Annotated in this window: 19 protein-coding genes and 2 tRNA genes; 13 read left to right on the top strand and 8 right to left on the bottom strand. The window is 66.4% G+C overall.

Translation table 11 applies throughout. The features are described from left to right. The first annotated feature begins 86 nt into the window (after positions 1-86). From serA to NS6_RS15745, 4 genes are all read left to right on the top strand, one after another. Entirely contained in the window at positions 87-1,685 is a 1,599-nt protein-coding gene (gene serA, locus NS6_RS15735; RefSeq protein ID WP_068042598.1) for a phosphoglycerate dehydrogenase, read from the top strand. A 170-nt stretch (positions 1,686-1,855) separates the two neighbouring features. After that, complete coding sequence (locus NS6_RS15740) at positions 1,856-2,863, top strand: 3-isopropylmalate dehydrogenase (protein ID WP_068042599.1); 1,008 nt, start codon at positions 1,856-1,858, stop codon at positions 2,861-2,863. A 108-nt stretch (positions 2,864-2,971) separates the two neighbouring features. Then, positions 2,972-3,214 carry a hypothetical protein gene (locus NS6_RS35875; RefSeq protein WP_245669378.1) on the top strand — a complete coding sequence of 81 codons (243 nt, stop codon included), beginning with the start codon at positions 2,972-2,974 and terminating at the stop codon, positions 3,212-3,214. Next, positions 3,211-3,414, top strand: coding sequence for a hypothetical protein (locus NS6_RS15745; protein WP_307647737.1), 204 nt, complete (start codon positions 3,211-3,213; stop codon positions 3,412-3,414). The genes NS6_RS35875 and NS6_RS15745 overlap by 4 nt, the downstream gene beginning before the upstream one ends. 278 nt (positions 3,415-3,692) lie before the next feature. Here the strand turns inward: NS6_RS15745 and NS6_RS15750 are convergent, their stop codons facing one another. Beyond that, positions 3,693-4,919 (bottom strand): MFS transporter, encoded by a 1,227-nt coding sequence (locus NS6_RS15750; protein WP_210747120.1) that lies wholly within the window; start codon positions 4,917-4,919, stop codon positions 3,693-3,695. A 187-nt stretch (positions 4,920-5,106) separates the two neighbouring features. Here NS6_RS15750 and NS6_RS15755 point away from each other — a divergent pair, with 187 nt between their 5' ends. The 4 genes from NS6_RS15755 (at position 5,107) to NS6_RS15770 (ending at position 7,990) form a co-directional block, all read left to right on the top strand. Continuing rightward, positions 5,107-5,868, top strand: a complete 762-nt coding sequence (locus tag NS6_RS15755; RefSeq protein ID WP_068042484.1) for a fumarylacetoacetate hydrolase family protein — start codon at positions 5,107-5,109, stop codon at positions 5,866-5,868. Positions 5,869-5,881: 13 nt separating this feature from the next. Beyond that, on the top strand, positions 5,882-7,357 hold the full coding sequence (gene gltX / locus NS6_RS15760; protein ID WP_068042487.1) for a glutamate--tRNA ligase: 1,476 nt from the start codon (positions 5,882-5,884) through the stop codon (positions 7,355-7,357). Between the two features lie 341 nt (positions 7,358-7,698). After that, positions 7,699-7,770: transfer RNA gene (locus NS6_RS15765), tRNA-Gln, on the top strand. Between the two features lie 147 nt (positions 7,771-7,917). Then, a tRNA-Glu gene (locus NS6_RS15770) sits at positions 7,918-7,990 on the top strand. 543 nt (positions 7,991-8,533) lie between these two features. On the opposite strand, the gene NS6_RS33935 is transcribed toward NS6_RS15770, so the two are convergent. The 3 genes from NS6_RS33935 to NS6_RS15785 form a co-directional block, all read right to left on the bottom strand. Then, positions 8,534-9,037, bottom strand: a complete 504-nt coding sequence (locus tag NS6_RS33935; protein ID WP_168443477.1) for a phosphotransferase-like protein — start codon at positions 9,035-9,037, stop codon at positions 8,534-8,536. Between the two features lie 62 nt (positions 9,038-9,099). Then, on the bottom strand, positions 9,100-9,627 hold the full coding sequence (locus NS6_RS15780) for a pyridoxamine 5'-phosphate oxidase family protein (protein WP_068042490.1): 528 nt from the start codon (positions 9,625-9,627) through the stop codon (positions 9,100-9,102). 34 nt (positions 9,628-9,661) lie between these two features. Then, positions 9,662-10,363 (bottom strand): IclR family transcriptional regulator, encoded by a 702-nt coding sequence (locus tag NS6_RS15785; protein ID WP_068042492.1) that lies wholly within the window; start codon positions 10,361-10,363, stop codon positions 9,662-9,664. 143 nt (positions 10,364-10,506) lie between these two features. Here NS6_RS15785 and leuC point away from each other — a divergent pair, with 143 nt between their 5' ends. The 3 genes from leuC to NS6_RS15800 all read left to right on the top strand — a co-directional run bounded on the left by leuC (position 10,507) and on the right by NS6_RS15800 (position 13,387). After that, positions 10,507-11,922 carry a 3-isopropylmalate dehydratase large subunit gene (leuC, locus tag NS6_RS15790; RefSeq protein ID WP_068042494.1) on the top strand — a complete coding sequence of 472 codons (1,416 nt, stop codon included), beginning with the start codon at positions 10,507-10,509 and terminating at the stop codon, positions 11,920-11,922. A gap of 53 nt (positions 11,923-11,975) precedes the next feature. Further along, positions 11,976-12,584 carry a 3-isopropylmalate dehydratase small subunit gene (gene leuD, locus NS6_RS15795; RefSeq protein WP_068042496.1) on the top strand — a complete coding sequence of 203 codons (609 nt, stop codon included), beginning with the start codon at positions 11,976-11,978 and terminating at the stop codon, positions 12,582-12,584. A 155-nt stretch (positions 12,585-12,739) separates the two neighbouring features. Beyond that, positions 12,740-13,387, top strand: coding sequence for an HU family DNA-binding protein (locus NS6_RS15800; protein WP_068042498.1), 648 nt, complete (start codon positions 12,740-12,742; stop codon positions 13,385-13,387). A 187-nt stretch (positions 13,388-13,574) separates the two neighbouring features. On the opposite strand, the gene NS6_RS15805 is transcribed toward NS6_RS15800, so the two are convergent. The 3 genes from NS6_RS15805 to cofC are packed head-to-tail and all read right to left on the bottom strand — an operon-like array spanning position 13,575 to position 17,495. Next, positions 13,575-14,549, bottom strand: a complete 975-nt coding sequence (locus NS6_RS15805; RefSeq protein ID WP_245669372.1) for an NUDIX hydrolase — start codon at positions 14,547-14,549, stop codon at positions 13,575-13,577. Next, a complete protein-coding gene (locus tag NS6_RS15810) occupies positions 14,546-16,738 on the bottom strand; it encodes an RNA degradosome polyphosphate kinase (protein WP_157112782.1) in 2,193 nt (730 codons plus the stop codon). The genes NS6_RS15805 and NS6_RS15810 overlap by 4 nt, the downstream gene beginning before the upstream one ends. A gap of 52 nt (positions 16,739-16,790) precedes the next feature. Continuing rightward, complete coding sequence (cofC, locus tag NS6_RS15815; protein ID WP_068042500.1) at positions 16,791-17,495, bottom strand: 2-phospho-L-lactate guanylyltransferase; 705 nt, start codon at positions 17,493-17,495, stop codon at positions 16,791-16,793. 30 nt (positions 17,496-17,525) lie between these two features. Here cofC and NS6_RS15820 point away from each other — a divergent pair, with 30 nt between their 5' ends. Continuing rightward, the gene (locus NS6_RS15820) at positions 17,526-18,521 is read left to right on the top strand and encodes an NAD(P)H-dependent glycerol-3-phosphate dehydrogenase (RefSeq protein WP_068042502.1); all 996 of its coding nucleotides are present in this window, start codon (positions 17,526-17,528) and stop codon (positions 18,519-18,521) included. 55 nt (positions 18,522-18,576) lie between these two features. After that, positions 18,577-19,695: a D-alanine--D-alanine ligase family protein gene (locus NS6_RS15825; protein WP_068042504.1), complete on the top strand. Its 1,119-nt coding sequence runs from the start codon at positions 18,577-18,579 to the stop codon at positions 19,693-19,695. 50 nt (positions 19,696-19,745) lie between these two features. Here the strand turns inward: NS6_RS15825 and NS6_RS15830 are convergent, their stop codons facing one another. Next, positions 19,746-20,414, bottom strand: coding sequence for a DUF3515 domain-containing protein (locus NS6_RS15830; RefSeq protein WP_068042506.1), 669 nt, complete (start codon positions 20,412-20,414; stop codon positions 19,746-19,748). Between the last annotated feature and the right edge of the window lie 195 nt (positions 20,415-20,609).

Consider the following 20,609-nt stretch of genomic DNA (forward strand, 5'->3'; position numbering starts at 1 on the left):
CGAGGGGGCGGGACACCGCCCGATCCGCTGGAACTAAGCTTGGCCGCGTCAACTGGCCGTCCCCCTTCATCCAGGAGAACCCCACCGTGAGCCAAGCAGGCCGTCCTGTAGTTCTGATCGCCGACAAGCTCGCCCAGTCGACCGTCGATGCGCTCGGTGACGGTGTCGAGGTCCGCTGGGTCGACGGCCCGGATCGGCCCGCCCTGCTGGCGGCGGTGCCGGAGGCCGACGCGCTGCTCGTGCGTTCCGCCACCACCGTCGACGCCGAAGTCCTCGAGGCCGGCAAGAACCTGAAGATCGTCGCCCGAGCCGGGGTGGGCTTGGACAATGTGGACGTGCCCGCCGCCACCGAACGCGGTGTCATGGTCGTCAACGCGCCCACCTCCAATATCCACACCGCCGCCGAACACGCCGTCACGCTCATGCTGAGCGCCGCCCGCCAGGTCCCGGCCGCCGACGCGACCCTGCGTGAGCACACTTGGAAGCGCAGCAGCTTCAACGGCGTGGAGATCTTCGGCAAGACGGTCGGTGTGATCGGCCTCGGCCGGATCGGCCAGCTGTTCGCCGCGCGCCTCGCGGCCTTCGAGACCAAGATCGTCGCCTACGACCCCTATGTCTCCCCGGCGCGCGCCGCACAGCTCGGGATCGAACTGCTCACCCTGGACGAGGTGCTGGAGCGGGCCGACCTCATCTCCATCCACCTGCCGAAGACCCCGGAGACCAAGGGCCTGCTCGGCAAGGAATCGATCGCCAAGACCAAACCGGGCGTGATCATCGTCAACGCCGCACGCGGTGGACTGGTGGACGAGGCCGCGCTGGCCGAAGCCGTCAAGTCCGGTCATGTGCGTGCCGCCGGTATCGACGTATACGACACCGAGCCCTGCACCGACAGTCCGCTGTTCGAACTGCCGCAGGTCGTGGTGACCCCGCACCTGGGCGCCTCCACCAGCGAAGCGCAGGACCGGGCCGGTACCGATGTGGCGAAATCAGTGTTGCTGGCCCTGGCCGGCGAATTCGTTCCCGGCGCGGTGAACGTCACCGGCGGCGTCGTCGGCGACGAAGTGGCGCCCTGGCTGGATCTGGTCCGCAAGCAGGGGGCGTTGCTGGGTGCGCTGGCCGACGAACTGCCGGTGAGCCTCGAGGTGCAGGTCCGCGGCGAGCTGGCCGCCTCGGAGGTCGAGGTACTGCAACTGGCCGCGCTGCGTGGCGTGTTCTCCGCCCACGTCGACGATCAGGTCACCTTCGTCAACGCTCCGGCGCTCGCGCAGGCCCGCGGGATCAGCGCCGAGGTCACCACGGTCACCGAAAGCCCCAGCCACCGCAGCCTGGTGGATCTGCGGGCGGTCTTCGGCGACGGCCGCACGATCAATGTCGCCGGCGCGCTCACCGAACCGGCCCAGGTCGAGAAGATCGTCAACATCAACGGCCGTAACTACGATATGCGCGCCGAAGGCATCAACCTGGCCGTTCTCAACTACGCGGACCAGCCGGGCGCGCTCGGCAAGGTCGGCACCGCGCTGGGCGCCGCCGAGATCGATATCCTCGCCGCACAGCTCACCCAGGACGCCAACAAGGAAGGCGCCACGGTGGTGTTGCGGGTCAACAAGGAGGTGCCCGATTCGGTGCGCGCCGATATCGCGGCCGCCGTGGGTGCCGGCAAGGTCGCGCTGGTCGACCTGTTCTGATGTAGCGGTGCGCCGCCGTCGCAGGCGATGGGTGGCGCGCAACGTCGTACGTGTCCGCCCGGGTGTTCGCGCTCGGGCGGACCGGCGCAGAATCACTGTCCCAGCGGCGGCCGCTCGGTCCGCCGGCCGCGGTCACTCGCGGCACGTCGTATCCAGAAAGCGTGGTTGTCATGAAGCTCGCCGTGATCCCCGGTGACGGTATCGGTCCGGAGGTCGTCGCCGAGGCGCTGAAAGTGCTCGATGTGGTGCTGCCCGGCGTGCAACGCACCGAATACGATCTCGGAGCCAAGCGCTACCACAGCACCGGTGAGGTCCTGCCGGAATCGGTGCTGCCGGAACTGAAGCAGCACGATGCGATCCTGCTCGGCGCGATCGGCGACCCGTCGGTGCCCAGCGGAATCCTCGAACGGGGCCTGCTGCTGCGCACCCGGTTCGCGCTCGACCATCACGTGAACCTGCGGCCGTCCAAGCTGTACCCGGGTGTAGGCAGTCCGCTCGCCGGAAACCCGGATATCGACTTCGTGGTTGTCCGCGAGGGCACCGAGGGCCCCTACACCGGAACCGGTGGCGCCATCCGGGTCGACACCCCGCACGAGGTCGCCACCGAGGTCAGCACCAACACCCGGTTCGGCGTCGAACGCGTGGTCCGCTACGCCTTCGCCAAGGCGCAGGCCCGGCGCAAACACCTCACCCTCGTGCACAAGACCAATGTCCTGGCCTTCGCCGGCTCGCTGTGGCAGCGCACGGTGGACGCGGTGGGCGCCGAGTTCCCCGACGTCGAGGTCGCCTACCAGCACATCGACGCAGCCACCATCCATATGGTCAACGATCCGGCCCGGTTCGATGTGATCGTCACGGATAACCTGTTCGGCGATATCATCACCGACCTCGCCGCCGCGGTGAGCGGCGGTATCGGCCTGGCCGCCAGCGGCAATATCGACGCCACCGGCACCAACCCGAGCATGTTCGAACCGGTCCACGGCAGTGCACCCGATATCGCCGGCCAGTCCAAGGCCGACCCGACCGCCACCATCCTCTCGGTCTCCCTGCTGCTCGAGCACAAGGGCGAAGCCGCGGCCGCCGCCCGGATCCAGGACGCGGTCGCCGCGGACCTGGCGGGTCGCACGGGAAGCTCGTCGACCACCGAGATCGGCGACCGGATAGCCGCCGCGGTCTGACCCGGCAGTTCCGAACTTTCGGCAACGAAATCGCGGTGCCCCTCCGGGATACCATCGGGGATACCTGGGCGTATCCCCGATGGACGGCCCAAGCACTCGGAGGGCAGCATGACCGCGTGGGATGCCACCTGTGACGCAGGCTTCGGCCCTTACACAGTGCTGGACCTCTACGACTTGCCGGAAGACGGTAAGGGGTTCGAACTCGAAGACGGGTGGTTGGTCGAGGTGGCCGCGGGGGCACGGCACCACTGGATCGCGCGCAGGCTGTCCCGGATCATCGAGGGGGCGTGGTGGTCGAGGTGGTCTCACCCGGCAGCGGTAGCGAGCGCACCGACAGGGTGCGGAAGGTGAGTGAGTATGCAGCGCTGGGTATCCCGCAGTACTGGATAGTCGAACACCGGTCAAAGGTTCGTGTTCACCGTGGAATTCTGGACGGAAGTACCTACCGGTGGGCCCCCGTCGTTGTCGAAGGAAGTGAATTCGCTGCCGATGTCGAGGTCGATTCGACGATCCGAGTGAGTTTCGATCCTGTGGTTCTCATCGATATCTGAGCGGTTGGGGATAGCCATCCAGGTTCCTGCTCCGCGGACCTGTCGTCCTGTTGTGGGTTTCAACCGGAACTCGCCCGGCCGATTGCACCGGCGCCGTCTTGGTCGTCCCTATCGCTCGCGACGACCGTGGGTCAACGCCGGTGCGCACGGCGGGTTGCGCACCGGCGGCGCTCGAAACTGCTCCTGTCGAAGTTCTCGGCCCCGAGTCCGGTTCCGGGATCTCGCGGTGTTCGCCGACGCGCTTCACGGCGGCGGCTCGCCTCGGGACGGTGGCCCACCTACTTCGGGAAGCTCTCCGAACTCGATGGCACAAGTGGGACGGCCGCAGCGGCCAGGACAGCAGCCGCCAAATAGGCCGCGGGGAATCCGGCGGCGGTGACGAGGCCGCCGAAAACCGGAGGTACCGCGGCGATCATCAGGTTCTGGCCGGTGTTCTGGATGCCGAGGCCGCGGCCACTCCAGTAGGGGCCGGCCAGTTCGGCGATGGCCGTGAAGGCCAGGCCGTTGTCGGATACCGAGACCACCGAGGCGATCACCATCAGCGGGATGGCGACCCACCACCATTCGGTCCAGGCGGTCAGTGCCAGTAGTGCCATGGAGGTGACCGCGGCGACGGCGATCAGGCGTAGTGGACGCATACGGCTGCCGACGTGGTCGGACCATGCCCCCGCGCCGATCCGGCCCAGTGCGCCGAGTACCTGGGTGCCGGTGACGAGGGCGCCGGCGGCGGCCAGCGACCAGCCGATATCGCGATGCAACCACAATAGTGCGAAGGTCCAGACGGTGCCCTGCGGGATGACCAGCAGGATGGACACGCCGTGGATCCGCCACAGGGTCCGGCCGGCGCGGTACGGGTTGGCGCCGGCGGTGTCCGCCCGCGGCGGGCGGGGCGGGTCGACGATGCCCAGTAGGCAGCCCGCAGCCGCCAGACCTGCCAGGACGGCCGGTACGAACAGCGCCGGAGCCACCCCGGCGCTGTCGGCGACCAGTGGAATGGACAATGCGCCGATACCTACACCGATGGGCTGACCGGTCTGCCGGATACCCATCGCCAGGCCGCGCCGCTCGGGCGGGAACCAGCCGACGATCACCCGGCCGCTGGCGCCATTGGTGCTGGCGGCGCCCATACCGCCGAGGAACAGCATAATCCCGAGCATGGGATAGCTGGTCGTGAAGGCGGCCGCGGTGCCCGCGGCGCACATGATCAGCGGTCCGGCGACAAGCGCGATGCGTTCGCCGAACCGGTCCACCAGATAACCCCAGGCGATAAGGGTGCAGCACAGGCCCACGGTCGGCAGCGCGACCAGCAGGCCGGCCGTCGGCAGCGGCATACCGCCCGCGGTGAGCGCGGGCAGCAGGAACGGGACACCGTGGACGAAGATCGCGCTCGAGGTCTGGGCGAACACCCCGAGGGCGAGCATGAGCCAGCGGCGTGCGGGGGACACCGGTATCGGCCGGTGCCCCGGCTCGGCAGCTCGGGTGGCCGCCGGTGAACTGTGTGCCATAGATCCCCATTTCGGAATACCGCAGCAGCATCTCACTATATGGGAAGCGCTTCTCAAATCGTGAACTTCGGTCACCGTACACCGCCCAGCTGCGGTCGTACCAGGAGGTGTCACGCTTTTCACCGGTCCACATGCCGACCGGTCGGGCGCATTCGGGCTGGTGAAACCGGCTGGATAGACTCCGTTCATGCGTCTAGGTCGAGTTGCCAGCCCCGACGGGGTCGCTTTCGTCGCCATCGAAGGCGAGACCGCCAAAGAAATCGCCGAACACCCGTTCGGCACTCCGACGTTCACCGGCCGCAGCTGGCCGCTGGCCGATATCCGCCTGCTCGCCCCCATCCTGGCCAGCAAGGTGATCTGCATCGGCAAGAACTACGCGGCCCACGCCGCCGAATTCGGAGGGCAGGCACCGGAGGAGCCGGTGATCTTCATCAAACCGAACACCTCCATCATCGGGCCGAACGTGCCCATCCAGCTGCCGCCCAACTCCACCCGGGTCGACTTCGAAGGCGAACTGGCGGTCGTGATCGGGCGCCCCTGCAAGGACGTTGCCGCGGCCCGCGCCAAGGACGTGATCCTCGGCTACACCGTCGCCAACGACGTCACCGCCCGCGATCAGCAAGCCCAGGACGGACAGTGGACGCGAGCCAAAGGGTACGACACCTTCTGCCCGCTCGGTCCCTGGATCGAAACAGAACTGGATCCGGCCGACCTCGAGATCACCACCGAACTCGACGGTGAAGTGAAGCAGCGCAGCACCACATCACTACTGCTGCACGATATTCCGGAAATCATCGAATGGGTGACCCGGGTGATGACACTGCTGCCCGGTGACGTGATCCTCACCGGCACACCCGAAGGTGTCGGCCCGATGAAAGACGGTCAGAGCGTCTCGGTGACCGTCGCCGGAATCGGAACACTCACCAATCCTGTTGCCGCCAAACGCTGAACGAAAGAGAGACATGACAAACGTACGGGTCCGATTCTGCCCGTCGCCCACCGGAACACCGCATGTCGGACTCATCCGCACCGCGCTGTTCAACTGGGCCTACGCCAAACATCACGGCGGAACCTTCGTCTTCCGAATCGAAGACACCGATGCCGCACGGGATTCCGAGGAATCCTATCTTGCACTGCTGGACGCATTGCGCTGGCTGGGCCTCGAATGGGACGAGGGCCCCGAAATCGGCGGGCCCTATGCGCCGTACCGGCAATCGCAGCGCCGCGATATCCACCTCGACGTGGTGCGAAAACTGCTGGAATCCGGCGAAGCGTACGAATCTTTTTCCACGCCAGCAGAAGTCGAAGAACGCCACCGGGCGGCCGGACGTGATCCGAAACTGGGCTACGACAATTACGACCGAGATCTGACGCCCGAACAGATCGCCGAAAACAAAGCCGCAGGCCGCGGTGCCGTGGTCCGGCTCCGTATGCCCGATACCGATCTCACCTGGAACGATCTCGTACGCGGCGAGACCACTTTCAAAGCAGGCACCGTCCCCGATTTCGCCCTCACCCGCGGCACCGGCGACCCGCTCTACACGCTGGTCAACCCCGTCGACGACGCGACACAGCGAATCACCCACGTCCTGCGCGGCGAAGACCTGCTCTCCTCCACCCCCCGCCAGCTCGCTCTCTACGCGGCCCTGCAGCGTATCGGCGTCACCGATTTCACTCCGGAATTCGGCCACCTGCCCTTCGTGATGGGACAGGGCAACAAGAAACTCTCCAAGCGCGACCCCGAATCCAACCTGTTCCTGCACCGCGACCGCGGTTTCATCCCCGAGGGACTACTCAATTACCTCGCACTCCTCGGCTGGAGCATCGCCGACGACCACGACGTCTTCACCCTGGACGAGATGGTCGCCGCCTTCGACATCTCCACAGTGAACTCGAACCCGGCCCGATTCGACCAGAAAAAAGCCGACGCGATCAACGCCGAACATATCCGTATGCTCGCTCCCGCCGATTTCGCTGGACGGTTGCGCGAATACTTCGTCCGGCACGGATATATCGGTGAAGAAATCGACGAGAAGGTATTTGCGGACGCCGCCGAACTCGTTCAGACCCGAATAGTTGTACTCGCCGACGCCTGGGATCTGCTCCGATTCCTGTTCGCACCCGCCGCCGACTTCGGAATCGATCCGGCAGCCGGAAAGAAAAACCTCGGCGAATCCAGCCGGCCGGTTCTGGACGCGGCCGTGGACGCACTCGAACCACTCACTACGTGGACTGCCGCCGAAATAGAAGAAGCACTGAAAACAGCGCTCATCGAGCGGCTCGAACTGAAACCCAGAAAAGCGTTCGCGCCGGTACGGGTCGCGGTCACCGGATCACATATCAGCCCGCCGCTCTACGAATCCATGGAACTGCTCGGCCGGGAAGAATCCATGCGCCGGCTGCGCGCCGGACGCGAATGGGTCGCACCCGGCGAATAACCCCGCCCGGCGGGCCCGGCGATTACCGCGCGGGGCCCGCCCTCCAGCGCTGCCCGACGGTAACCGGCCGGCTACCGGACGCCGTGCCGCGCAGCGACGCCAATCACAGCGACCGTCGGCGCCGGCCTGTCCGCTCGGCCCGCCCGGATCGAACGCGGCCGGCGGAAAGACCGGCCCGCCGGGCCGATCGACCCGAGACCCACCGCGAAACAGGCCGACCGCCCCGTCAACCCCGCTCTGACCAGCCGATTTGTAGTTTCCCCCGGACAGTTTGGTACTCTCTTCTCGGCCGGAACGACGGTGCCGCCGCAGCCAGCGACGAACCCGAAAGCCCAGGTCATTGGGGTATGGTGTAATTGGCAACACAGCTGATTCTGGTTCAGCCATTCTAGGTTCGAGTCCTGGTACCCCAGCGGAAATCGCTCACTACTACATCCTCCAGATGCGGTGCGGAACGAATATCCAGGCGATTTGGTCGCCGCAGCCCGGTCGGTTACGCTGATCGAGCTTCGGATCGAAAGATCCACGATCCGCTCCAGCCAGGAGTCGATCAAAGTCCTGGCCCCGTCGTCTAGCGGCCTAGGACGCCGCCCTCTCAAGGCGGTAGCGCGGGTTCAAATCCCGTCGGGGCTACTCAGTTGGCAGGCTCATGCTCATCAAGAGCATGAGCCTTTGCTGATTCGCGATGCTTTGCGGGGGCTCGACCCCGCGCCCTCGCCAGGCGGGCTCGGGCCCCTGGACCTCTCCGCGGCGGTCGGGATTCTCACCAACATCTTGCCGGGGCCGCACCCCTTGGATCCCTTTGCGGTTGGTTGCGTTCGGGTGGGCCTTCGGTGCCGGTGGGCGGCGCGAAACGGGCCACCTGCCAACCGGGACCGGCTACAGAACCGTCGCCGGTTGTGCGGGGGCTCGCGGCGGGTTGTCTACGAACACGGTGGGTGCCAGGTCCTGGCCATGCTGAGTGATAAAAAACACAGTCGGCATCGGCTATTTCTCGTGGCTGCCGGTGTCGCAATTGGGCCTCTTGTGGGTCGACCCGGCCGTGGCAAGGACTGGGTGTGTAGGTCAGCGGCCGGTTGCGGCGCGGAGTCGGTCGGAGGTGCGATTCGACGGAGCCGGTCGAGGAATGCCGTGATCTCAGCGGAGTACTCACCGGTGGAGGCGGCCCCGTATCGACTACGAGGTCGTAGATTCCGTGGGCGTGGACCGAATCCGGTTGCTGTGCCGCTGTGCCTGGGACTGGTCTGCGCGGCGGCATTCGCGGCGCCGGAGTTCGGCGGGTGGGCAGTGGACGCCGCCGAAAACGACGTCGGTACCGGTCATCACGGCCCACGGGGCGGATAAGCGCCACGGTCCGCTCAGGACGTGGCCCATGATGATGTCGTTGCCCGTCCGGGCCATACCGGCGACAGCGCGGTGGAATCCGGCGTGGGCCCGGCAGCGGACTTCGGTGAGATGGCTCGGATCGAGTTCGTAGGTCCGGGATTCCGAATACACGGCGCCTGACATGTCGACGCTCATGTGGAAAAGGTCGGTCAGGAGTATGTGCGCGATGTTGGATTTCCCGAGCTCGAGACGCAGTTGAGGAAGACTGTCCGGCCCGGAGCGGTCTCGCCCGCACAGCCGGAGTCCGTCTTCATCAGTCCATGGTGACCGGGCGGTGGTGGTTGTCCAGCGCACCGCACCTCGCCGGAGATTGTGCGGCTTGCCCGGGTGATCGGAACTACCCGGGCACTCCGGGCTCAGTCGTCGAGGGCGCCCGCGGTGGAGCCGCCGAGGGGCATTTCGGGTAGGCCCAGTTTGCGGTGGTCCCAGCTGCGAATGCGTTCGGGAACCACGCGGACTGCGACGCGCTTGTTCAGCATCCCTTCGACATACTGGCGCATATCGTCGGTGTAGGGGCCGGTGTAGCGCTCCCAGACGCTGACGCCGACGGCGAACAGCTTCTCGGGGTCGTCGATCACTTCGGCGCGGCCCTCGATGGAGACGCCGCGCAGGGTGTCGTAGGTCTGGCCTGCCTCGACCATGCAGGTGATGGTGGGGTTACGGCGCAGGTTGACGGCTTTCTGGGATTTGCCTTTGGTTTCGAACCACAGTTCGGGGACGGCATCGGGACGGCCGGGATCGGCGATCAGCGCGTACCACATGGCGGTGAGGTGCGGTTTTCCGTCACCACCCAGGGTGGCCAGGGTGGCCACACGGCTGCGGGTGAGGAAATCGGTGATCTCGGCGTCGGTCATGACGATCTGTGACCGTTGGTTCACTCCCATTGGGTCACCATAAGTGACGGCGGACGCCCACCGCTCAGAGTCGGCGGTGCAGGGCATCCGCGGCCGCGACCAGATCCGCGGCCCAGCGGGCCCCGGGGCGGCGGCCCATCCGGTCGATCGGGCCGGAGACGGATATGGCGGCGACCACGGCACCCTGCTGGTCCCGCACGGGTGCCGAGATGCTCGCGACCCCGGCCGCGCGTTCGCCGGCGCTCTGCGCCCAACCCCGTTTGCGGACATCGGCGAGAGTGCGTTCGTTGTATACGGCCTCGGTGAGCATGCTGCGCTGCAATTCGGGATCTGCCCACGCGACCAGGACCTTTGCGGCCGATCCTGCGGTGAGCGGCAGCCGGGAACCGATGGGCACGGTATCGCGTAATCCGGCGGGTGGTTCCAGGGCGGCGACGCAGACGCGCTGGCTGCCGTCGCGGCAGTACAGCTGCACACTTTCGCCGGTGATCTCGCGGAGCCGGGGCAGAATAGAGCTCGCGGCCTCGAGCAGCGGATCGGCGGCGCCGGCGGCGAGTTCGCCGAGGGCGGGCCCGGGGCGCCAGGCGCCGTCGCCGTTACGAGCCAGCAGGCGATGGGTTTCCAGCCCTACCGCGAGGCGGTGTGCGGTGGCGCGAGGCAGGCCGGTGCGTTCGCACAACTCGTTGAGGCCGCAGGGCTGTTCGGCGACCGCATACAGCACTGCCACTGCTTTGTCCAGAACGCCGATACCGCTATGCTGTCTCATACAACGATATTAGCGTCCTGCATTCTGAGATGCCATCACGAACAGCCCAGGTGGGTCACGGGATGAGGTCGCGATATTCCAGCTAGCGCGTATCCGCCGCGGTTCACCGGGACGGATGCCCGGCCTGAAAGGTGATCGCAACAATGCCACGTACGCTGGCCGAAAAAGTATGGGAAGAGCATGTCGTCGCCCGCGGGGAAGGGGATGGCGAGGCTCGCGAACCCGACCTGATCTACATCGACCTGCATCTGGTGCACGAGGTCACCAGTCCGCAGGCGTTCGACGGTCTGCGGGCGGCGGGGCGGCCGGTGAGCCGGCCCGATCTCACCATCGCCACCGAAGATCACAACGTCCCCACCGTCGATATCGACAAACCGATTGCCGATCCTATTTCGCGTCTCCAGGTGGAGACGCTGCGGCGTAACTGCGCCGAATTCGGCATCCGGCTGCACCCGATGGGCGATCGCGAACAAGGGATTGTGCATGTGGTCGGCCCGCAACTGGGCCTGACCCAGCCCGGAACAACCGTGGTGTGCGGGGACAGTCACACCTCCACCCACGGCGCCTTCGGCGCGCTTGCCATGGGAATCGGGACAAGTGAGGTCGAACACGTACTGGCCACTCAGACGCTGTCGCTGCGGCCGTTCAAGACGATGGCGATCACCGTCGACGGAGAACTGCCACCGGACGTCACCAGTAAAGACCTCATTCTGGCGGTGATCGCCGAAATCGGTACCGGCGGCGGGCAGGGATATGTGCTCGAGTACCGCGGTGAGGCTATTCGGAAAATGTCGATGGAAGCGCGGATGACGATCTGCAATATGTCCATCGAGGCCGGGGCGCGAGCCGGGATGATCGCCCCGGACGAAACGACCTACGAGTTCCTGAAAGGCCGGCCGCATGCGCCGCAGGGCGCCGACTGGGATGCCGCGGTGCAGGCATGGGAAGCGCTGAAGACCGATGAGGACGCCGTTTTCGACCGGGAAGTGCATATCGACGCAAGTACACTGACCCCGTTCGTCACCTGGGGCACCAACCCGGGGCAAGGTTCGCCGCTCGGCGCGAATGTGCCGGATCCGGCGCAGATCGCCGATGAAGGCGCCCGCGACTCGGCGGAGAAGGCGCTGCGATACATGGATTTGACCCCGGGTATGCCGCTGCGAGAGGTCGCGGTGGACACCGTGTTCGTCGGATCCTGCACCAACGGCCGGATCGAGGACCTGCGGGCCGTGGCCGGGGTCCTGAAGGGCCGCAAGGTCGCCGACGGGGTGCGGATGCTGGTGGTGCCGGGGTCGATGCGGGTGCGTGAACAGGCCGAGGCCGAAGGGCTCGGGGAGGTATTCACCGCCGCCGGGGCCGAATGGCGGCAGGCCGGATGCTCGATGTGCCTGGGGATGAACCCCGATCAGCTCGAACCCGGCCAGCGGTGCGCTTCCACGTCCAACCGGAATTTCGAGGGGCGGCAGGGCAAAGGTGGTCGCACCCATCTGGTGTCGCCATTGGTCGCGGCGGCCACCGCGGTGCGCGGCCGGTTGTCGGCGCCCGCCGATCTGAACTGAGCCGCCACGCCGCATTCCGAATCCCACGACCAGCCTGAAACAGGAGAAATACGATGGAAGCCTTCACCGTGCACAAGGGGATCGGCGTTCCGCTGCGCCGGTCCAATGTGGACACCGATCAGATCATCCCGGCCGTCTATCTGAAGCGCGTGACTCGAACAGGATTCGAAGACGGTCTGTTCGCCGCATGGCGGGGCGACGAGGACTTCATTCTGAACACCGAACCGTACTCACGCGGCTCCGTACTCGTGGCCGGACCGGATTTCGGCACCGGATCGTCGCGTGAGCACGCAGTCTGGGCGCTCATGGACTATGGCTTTCGGGTAGTTATCTCTTCGCGTTTCGCCGACATCTTCCGCGGTAATGCAGGCAAGGGCGGTCTAGTGGCCGCACGAATGTCACAGAATGATGTCGAAATGCTCTGGAAGTTGCTCGAGGAACAGCCCGGACTGGAATTGGTTGTCGACCTCCGGACGCGCACGGTGACCGCTGGAACCGTCGTGTTGCCGTTCGAAATTGACGACTACACGAGGTGGCGCCTGTTGGAAGGATTGGACGACATCGGCCTGACGCTGCGGCGCGGCGATGTGATCGCGGAGTTCGAAAAGGCAAGGCCGGGTTGGAAACCAAAGACCCTTCCCGAACCTATTTCGCAGGCGTAATGTTCTCGGCCTCTTAGTGGGGCTCGGATGAAGCGGTAGCTGTGCGTGTGCTAGGCCACATGAATTTTGGCGTGGCACATAGACTCTTGCCCATTGTGGGTTTACCGTGGTACCTAGTCGGTCCGACGACGGGCCATTAGTCTGCGGAGGATTCAATGAACAAGGCGGAACTGATCGACGTTCTGACCGAAAAGTTGGGTACTGACAGGCGCACGGCCACCGCGGCAGTCGAGCATGTGGTCGACACCATCGTGCGTGCGGTACACAAAGGACAGAGCGTCACCATCACCGGATTCGGTGTGTTCGAACAGCGGAAGCGCGCGGCGCGCGTCGCACGTAATCCGCGCACCGGGGAAACCGTCAAGGTGAAACCCACTTCGGTCCCGGCCTTCCGGCCCGGTGCCCAGTTCAAGGCGGTAATCGCGGGTAAACAGAAGCTCGCGGCCACCGGCCCGGCGGTCAAACGCGGTGTCAATGCTCCTGTGGCGGCCAAGAAATCCACGGCCAAGAAGACCACGGCGAAGAAAACCACCGCCAAGAAGTCCGCCACCAAGGCGCCCGCCAAAACTACGGCACGCAAGACCGCCACCAAGGCGCCGGCCAAGAGCACCGCCGCCAAGAAGGCAGCCGTCAAGAAGGCAGCCGCCAAGACGACGGCCCGGAAGACCGTCGCCAAGAAGAGCCCCGCCAAAGCCACGGCCAAGAAGACCACGGCCAAGGCGACCGCCAAGAAGACCCCGGCAACGAAGAAGGCGACCACCGCGAAGCGGACCACGGCGAAGAAAGCTGCGAAGAAGCGCTGATTCGCCCTGCCGCGGATGCCGCGGAAATCCCCGACGGCTTTCCGACCCGCGAACGGTGCTCGACGAGGACCGCGTGCCGCATCTCGGCTCGCGTGCTCGCGACCTTCACAACCGAAACGCCGGACGGACCAGCCCCCGGGCGATCCCCGGGGGCGTGACCGTTTCCACGGCCGTTGAGTGTTCGGCTCTACCCGGTCGCCGGCGCAGTATCGACCGATAGCGATCGGTCCAGGTGATCGGCGGCGATCAATCGGTCGCCCACGAAAGACAACACCCACACCGAACCCTTCCGGGTTCGGGCGGGTGACAATCGCATTCCGTCCCGCTCCGCCCACCACCGGACAAGATCCGGAACGGTGTCGCCTTGACTGCACAGTACGGGCACCGTCCGGGCGGACAGGGCCAGCGACCGGATATGCTCCCGCGCTTTCTCTGCATTCGCGGCGTATCCGATATCACCGAGCAGCGGATCCACCGCCACCTCGACCCCCAGTTCTTCGGCCAGCGGCGCCACGGTCTGCACGCAGCGCAGCGGTTCGGCGGAATAGATTTCCCCGGCCCCGAATGCGAGCAGATTGGGCACCAGGGCGAGCGCCTGCTGATGTCCGGCCAATTCGAGCGGACGGTGCTCGTCCGGGCCGCGGAACCGGTCGCGGCGACCGGCCTTGGCGTGCCGGACCACCAGCGCGGTTCGAGTATCGGCCGGTAGCCGGGTGAACGCCCGGACGATCTGGCGATCCATCGGATACGACAGCGCCGACATCACCGTCTCCAGCGGGCACCAGGTGAGTTCGTCGACTTCGTTGTTCGCCGTGAACGCTCCGCCGGTCACCTCGGCCGTCCAATAATCGACCCTTTTCAGCCTGCGATGCCCCGGAATCGGATACGTGACCTTGCCCAGATAGCGGCCCAGCCGGGGCCGCAGTCCCGTCTCCTCCTCGGTTTCGCGGACTGCGGCCAGGACAGGGGTCTCCCCGGGATCGAGTTTCCCCTTCGGCAACGACCAGTCGTCGTATTTCGGCCGGCGAATCACGGCGATCTCCACCCGGCCGGCCGAATCGGGCGCATGGCGCCACAGCACGGTGCCGGCGGCATGAATATTGGCTGTGGTCCGAGGATCCGGATAGGACGGCGGTGTATGCGTGGTGTCCACTGCGTTCACTGCTGATCCGGGCGGCGCAGCCGCATCAGCGCCACTTGATGGTCGCGGACTTCGAGCGCGTCACCGCCCGGTCCGGTATCGGCCCGATCGGGGCTGGATTGCCAATTGCCGTCGGGATCCAGTACCCAGCAGCGCGTCATCGGGTGCAAGGCCGATTCGAAGATCCCATCCAGTCGTTCCCGTAGTTTCGGGTCCTTCACCTGTGCCATGACCTCTACTCGGCGGTCCAGATTCCGGTGCATCATATCGGCGCTGCCGATCCAGAACTCGTCCTGCGCCGCGAAGTTGAGAATTCGCGAATGCTCCAGCACTCGGCCCAGGATCGACCGCACTTCGATGTTGTCGCTCATTCCCGGAACACCCGGGCGTAACCCACAAATACTGCGGACCACGATCTGCACCGGAACTCCCGCCTGCGAGGCTCGGTAGAGCGCGTCGATGACCTGTTCGTCGACAAGGGCGTTGGCTTTCAGCCGAATCCGTGCCGCCGCGCCGTCACGGGCCAATTCGATCTCACGTTCGATCCGGGAGATGATTCCGGCGCGGATACCGTGCGGGGCAACCAGGATGTTGCGGTAATCGGCCTTTCTGGAATAGCCGGTGAGCGAATTGAACAGATCGGTGAGATCGGCGCCGATCTCGGGTGCCGCAGTGAGTAGACCCACATCCTCGTACAGGCGTGCGGTCTTGGGGTTGTAGTTACCGGTGCCGATATGGCAATAGCGGCGGATGGTCGAGCCCTCGCGGCGCACCACCAGGCAGGTCTTGCAGTGCGTTTTCAACCCGACCAGGCCGTAGACGACATGCACCCCGGCCTGTTCCAGCGTGCGCGCCCACTTGATGTTGGCCTGCTCGTCGAACCGTGCCTTGATCTCCACCAGCGCCACTACCTGTTTGCCGGCTTCGGCGGCGTCGATGAGTGCGTTCACGATGGGGGAATCGCCGGAGGTGCGGTACAGGGTTTGCTTGATCGCCAGGACCTGCGGGTCGGCGGCGGCCTGTTCGATGAAACGCTGCACGCTGGTGGAGAACGAATCGTACGGGTGGTGCACGAGGACATCACCTTCACGCAAAGCAGCGAAAACATTGCGCGGGGTTTCCCGTTCCCCGAATGCCGGCGGGGTCGCGGGAACGTAGGGGGCGTCCTTGAGATTCGGGCGGTCCACCCCGTACACCTGCCACAGGCAGGACAGGTCCAGCAGCCCGGGAACCTGGATCACGTCCCCCGGGTCGACCTCCAGTTCGCGAAGGAGCAGTTCGAGCATGTGCTCGGTCATATCGTCGGACACCTCGAGCCGCACCGGTGAACCGAAGCGGCGCCGGGCGAGTTCGCGTTCCAGCGCCTGCAGCAGATCCTCGTCACGATCCTCGTCGACCTCGAAATCGGCGTTGCGGGTGATCCGGAACGAATGGTGCTCGACCACCGTCATCCCTGGGAACAGCTGATCGAGATGCGCCGCGATCAGCGCTTCCATCGGCAGGAACGCCGCGATCGAGGCGCCGTTACCGGAACCGGGCCGGCGCACCCGCACGAACCGGTCCACATTGTCGGGGACTTTCACGCGGGCGAAATGTTCACCACCGGTGGATTGGTCCTGGACGGTGACCGCGAGATTCAAGCTGAGCCCGCTGATATAAGGGAACGGGTGAGCGGGATCCACGGCCAGGGGTGTGAGCACCGGGAACACCTGATCCTGGAAATGTGCGGACAACCGTTCGCGCTCGGGCTCCTGCAGATCATCCCAGTCGATGATCTCGATACCCTCCGCGGTGAGCGCGGGCAGCACCTCGGCGAGAAACACCTCGGCGTGGCGGACGGCGAGATCCTGGGTTCGGGCCGCGATCAGCTCGAGCTGTTCACTGGGCGAGCGGCCGTCGGCCGAGCGCACGGAAAGCCCGGTTTCGGCGCGGCGTTTGAGGCCGGCGACACGGACCATATAGAACTCGTCGAGATTCGAGGCGAAGATCGCCAGGAATTTCGCGCGTTCCAGCAGCGGCAGCGAACTGTCCTCGGCCAGGGCCAGGACACGGGCATTGAAGTCGAGCCAGCTCAATTCCCGGTTGAGATAGCGATCGGCCGGCAAACGAGGAGATCGCTCGTCGGCAGGGATCTGAGTGGCGGCCGGAGGCGGGGTGGGTAGCACCTGCTGCTGCTTGACGGTTTCCGTATCGCTCACGCCTACGATCATCCCCTACGAACCGGGTGGTGTGCAGATACCGGCGGTGACTGTTATCTCTAGTTCACGGGGTGGCGACCGGCCCGCACACCTGGGTGACCGGTTCGCGAACACCAGCGGGCAGACCCAGTTCACGCAGGAGGGCAGCGGTCTCGACACCCGTGCCCAGCGCCCGCACGGCGGCCAGATCCGCGGCGGTATCGACATCCTGGCGCAGACCGGGCCAATCACCGGCCAGTTCGCGGGCGCCGTCGGCGCGGTGGTGGTGAGCCGAATCACGGCCGAACCGGGGTCGCAGCGGCACGCCGGACGGCGCGAACAAGGCTGCGGTGCCCGTGCCCGCATGGTCGGTCACCAGTGCCCGCAGTTCGCCGGAAGCAGCGGCCAGGACGGCTGCCAACTCACTCGGGCACAATGCGGGCAAATCGGCTTGCAACGCCAGCAGGTCGACGGCTCCGTGCCGGCCCCGCAGGGCCGCCGCGGCATCGGCGAGCGCGATATTGAGCCCGTCCGGGTCGGTACGGGCACGAGCAGGTTCGGGATGCACCTCGGCGCCGAGCGCGCGGGTTGCCTCGGCTACCACCGGGTCCGGGGTGACGATCGTGATCGCCGCGATGGCGGGCACCTCCGCGGCCGCGCGCACGGTATCGGTGAGCATGGCCAGCACCAGCCGGGACCGGTGCGCCGGCGCGAGCACACCGGCGAGCCGGCTCTTGGCGCTGTCCAGGGATTTCACCGCGATCACGGCGTGCACGGAGTGCGGGCACATTCCCCCATCCTGTCATGGCATTCTGGGCTGATGACGAGGGCGGCGGTAATGGGTGCGGGATCGTGGGGTACGACACTGGCGAAGGTGTTGGCCGACGCGGGGACCGAGGTCACGGTGTGGGCTCGCCGGCCCGAGGTTGCCGAGGCCCTGGCCACCGATCACCGCAACCCGTACTACATGCCCGGAGTGCAGCTACCGCCGATCGCCGCCACCAACGATCACGAACGCGCCTTGGCCGGCGCCGATATCGTGGTGCTCGCAGTGCCCTCGCAATCCCTGCGCGCGAACCTGTCGGCCTGGGCACCGGATATCGGCGGCGACGCCACGCTGCTGAGTGTGGCAAAGGGGATCGAGAACGGCACCCTGCTGCGGATGAGCGAGGTGATCGCGGAGGTCAGCGGGGCGGATCCGGCGCGGATCGCGGTGCTGTCGGGACCGAACCTCGCCGGGGAGCTTGCCGCCGGGCAGCCTGCCGCGACGGTAATCGGCTGTATCGACGCGCAGCGGGCAGCGGCAGTACAGCAGGCGTGTGTCACCAGCTACTTCCGGCCCTACACCAACACCGATGTGACCGGCTGCGAAATCGGCGGTGCCTGTAAGAATGTGATCGCGCTGGCCTGCGGGATCGCCTCCGGCATGGGGTTCGGCGACAACTCCATCGCCGCGCTGATGACCCGGGGCCTGGCCGAGATCATCCGGCTCGGCGTGGCACTCGGCGCCGAACCTGCGACTCTGGCCGGGCTGGCGGGGGTCGGGGATCTGATCGCGACCTGCACCTCGCCGCTGTCACGCAACAGATCCTTCGGTGTGGCGCTCGGCTCCGGTGGCTCGATGCAGGTCGCGCAGGAGGCCACCCACGGCCAGATCGCCGAAGGCGTGAAATCCTGTAGTTCGGTCCGCGCGCTGGCAGACGCGCATGGGGTGGAGATGCCGCTCACCGAAGCCGTCCATCAGGTGTGTCACGAAGGATTGGCCGTGCAGTCGGCACTGGAGAAACTGCTGGGGCGCCGGATCAAACCCGAATGAGCACGGGTCCGGTGCGCGGGGATTATCCGGTGCCGCGAGAGGGTACCGTTCGGGCATGACCCGGATCAGAGTTGCCGTCGTCTTCGGCGGGCGCAGTAACGAGCACACGGTCTCGTGCATATCGGCCGGTGCCGTCCTGCGCAACCTCGATCCGGAGCGTTACGAAGCGGTGCCGATCGGTATCACCCGGGCCGGAACCTGGCTGCTCGCCGATATCGATATCGACGCACTCGCCCGCCACGACCGGACCCTGCCGTCGGTCACCGGCGACGGTACCGAGTTGGTGCTGGCCGCCGATCCGAGCCGTGCCGGAACGCTGGTACCGCTCGATGATCCGCGGACCGTTCTCGAAACCGTCGATGTGGTGTTCCCGGTGCTGCACGGCCCGTTCGGCGAAGACGGCACCATTCAAGGAATGCTGGAATTGGCGGGCCTCCCGTACGTGGGCCCCGGTGTCCTGGCCAGCGCGGCCGGGATGGACAAAGAGTTCACCAAGAAACTGCTGGCCGCCGAAGGTCTGCCGGTGGGCGTGCAGGTGGTACTGCGGCCCGGCACCGCGACCGTCGCGCCGGCGGACCGGCAGCGGCTCGGGTTGCCGGTGTTCGTCAAACCCGCCCGCGGCGGTTCGTCCATCGGGATCACCAAGGTCACCGACTGGGCCGATCTCGATGCCGCGGTGGCCACCGCGCGCGAACACGATCCGAAGGTGATCGTGGAAGCCGCCATCGTCGGCCGGGAGGTCGAATGCGGTGTGCTGGAATTCCCGGACGCCCAGGTGGAAGCCAGTGTGCTCGCGGAAATCAGGATGCCCCAGGACCTCGCCGACGCCGATGCCGGTGAGGAACCCGCCGGGCCGGCCTTCTACGATTTCGACACCAAATACCTCGATGACGTCTGCGAATTCGACGTCCCGGCGAAACTGGACGACGATATCGCCGAGGAGGTCCGGGCGATGGCGGTACGCGCCTTCCGGGCACTGGAATGTCAGGGGCTGGCGCGGGTCGATTTCTTCGTCACCGAGGACGGGCCCGTGATCAACGAGATCAACACGATGCCCGGATTCACGCCGATCTCCATGTACCCGCGGATGTGGCAGGAAACCGGGATCGGCTACGCGGAACTGCTCACCAACCTTGTCGACACCGCGCTGGCCCGCGGAACCGGCCTGCGCTGAGCCGACCCGGTCGAGCCGAATCAGCACCGGGTGGACGAGCCACTGATGAACTAGTTGGGCAGTTCGCCGGGATCGAGCGGCTGCGCCGGCAGGTGCGCGGTGAGAGTGTCCGAGACCGCCTGCAGCGGCGTCGGGCCGGAACCGTCGGGAACGGTGAGCGCGATATAGGTTTCGCGGTCGACAGCGAACCAAGTGGCGGTGGCCGCGGTCTCGTCGCGGACCTCGAACCATTGGACGCCGTTGACGACCTGCAGCGGGGAAGCCCGGTTGAATTCCAGCGGGCGATCCAGACCGCAACGCAGCACCACCGCGTCACCGCCGTCCGGCCGCTGCCAGGCCGCCGTCGCGGGTGGGGCGGGTTCGATCAGTGTCGAGCGGGTGAACTCACCGACGTCGGCGGGTAACGCGGGCAGTAGTGCGGTACAGGCCGGGCCGTCGGCCGCGGGCGCCGGAACCGGGCCTAGCGCCAGCGGTTCGCGTTCGGCCGGGCCGCGCAAAACGATCACGGCCGCGACCAGGACGCCGACCAGTAGTGCGACAGGCAATGCGACCGCAGTCGCGATGAGCGCGGGAGGGTAGGGCGTGCGTTCGGGAGTCGCATCGTCCGGAGTGGTGTTCTCGAGGGTCGCGTTGTCCGGGGTCGCGTTGTCCGGGGTCGCTGCGTCTTGTGCCTCGGTGTCCGGGGTCTCCGTGTTCCTTTCGGGCGATGTCCCCGGCATCCTCGACGATCCTTTCTTCGGTATTCGGGTATCGGATGAGCCGCGTCCCGACCAATGGTCGGCAACGAGCTGGTGTACCGAGTACGGCGTGGTCCGACCGCCCCTCGCACGGCATCCGATCGGGCCGTCCGGCGTGTGCTCCGCGATCCGGCCGTGGCGCGGTCGATGGCGGCAGCCGCCGAGCCCGGCCACCGG

Origin of the sequence: Nocardia speluncae NBRC 108251 (assembly GCF_001613245.1) — a bacterium.
In the GTDB taxonomy this organism is placed as follows: domain Bacteria; phylum Actinomycetota; class Actinomycetes; order Mycobacteriales; family Mycobacteriaceae; genus Nocardia; species Nocardia speluncae.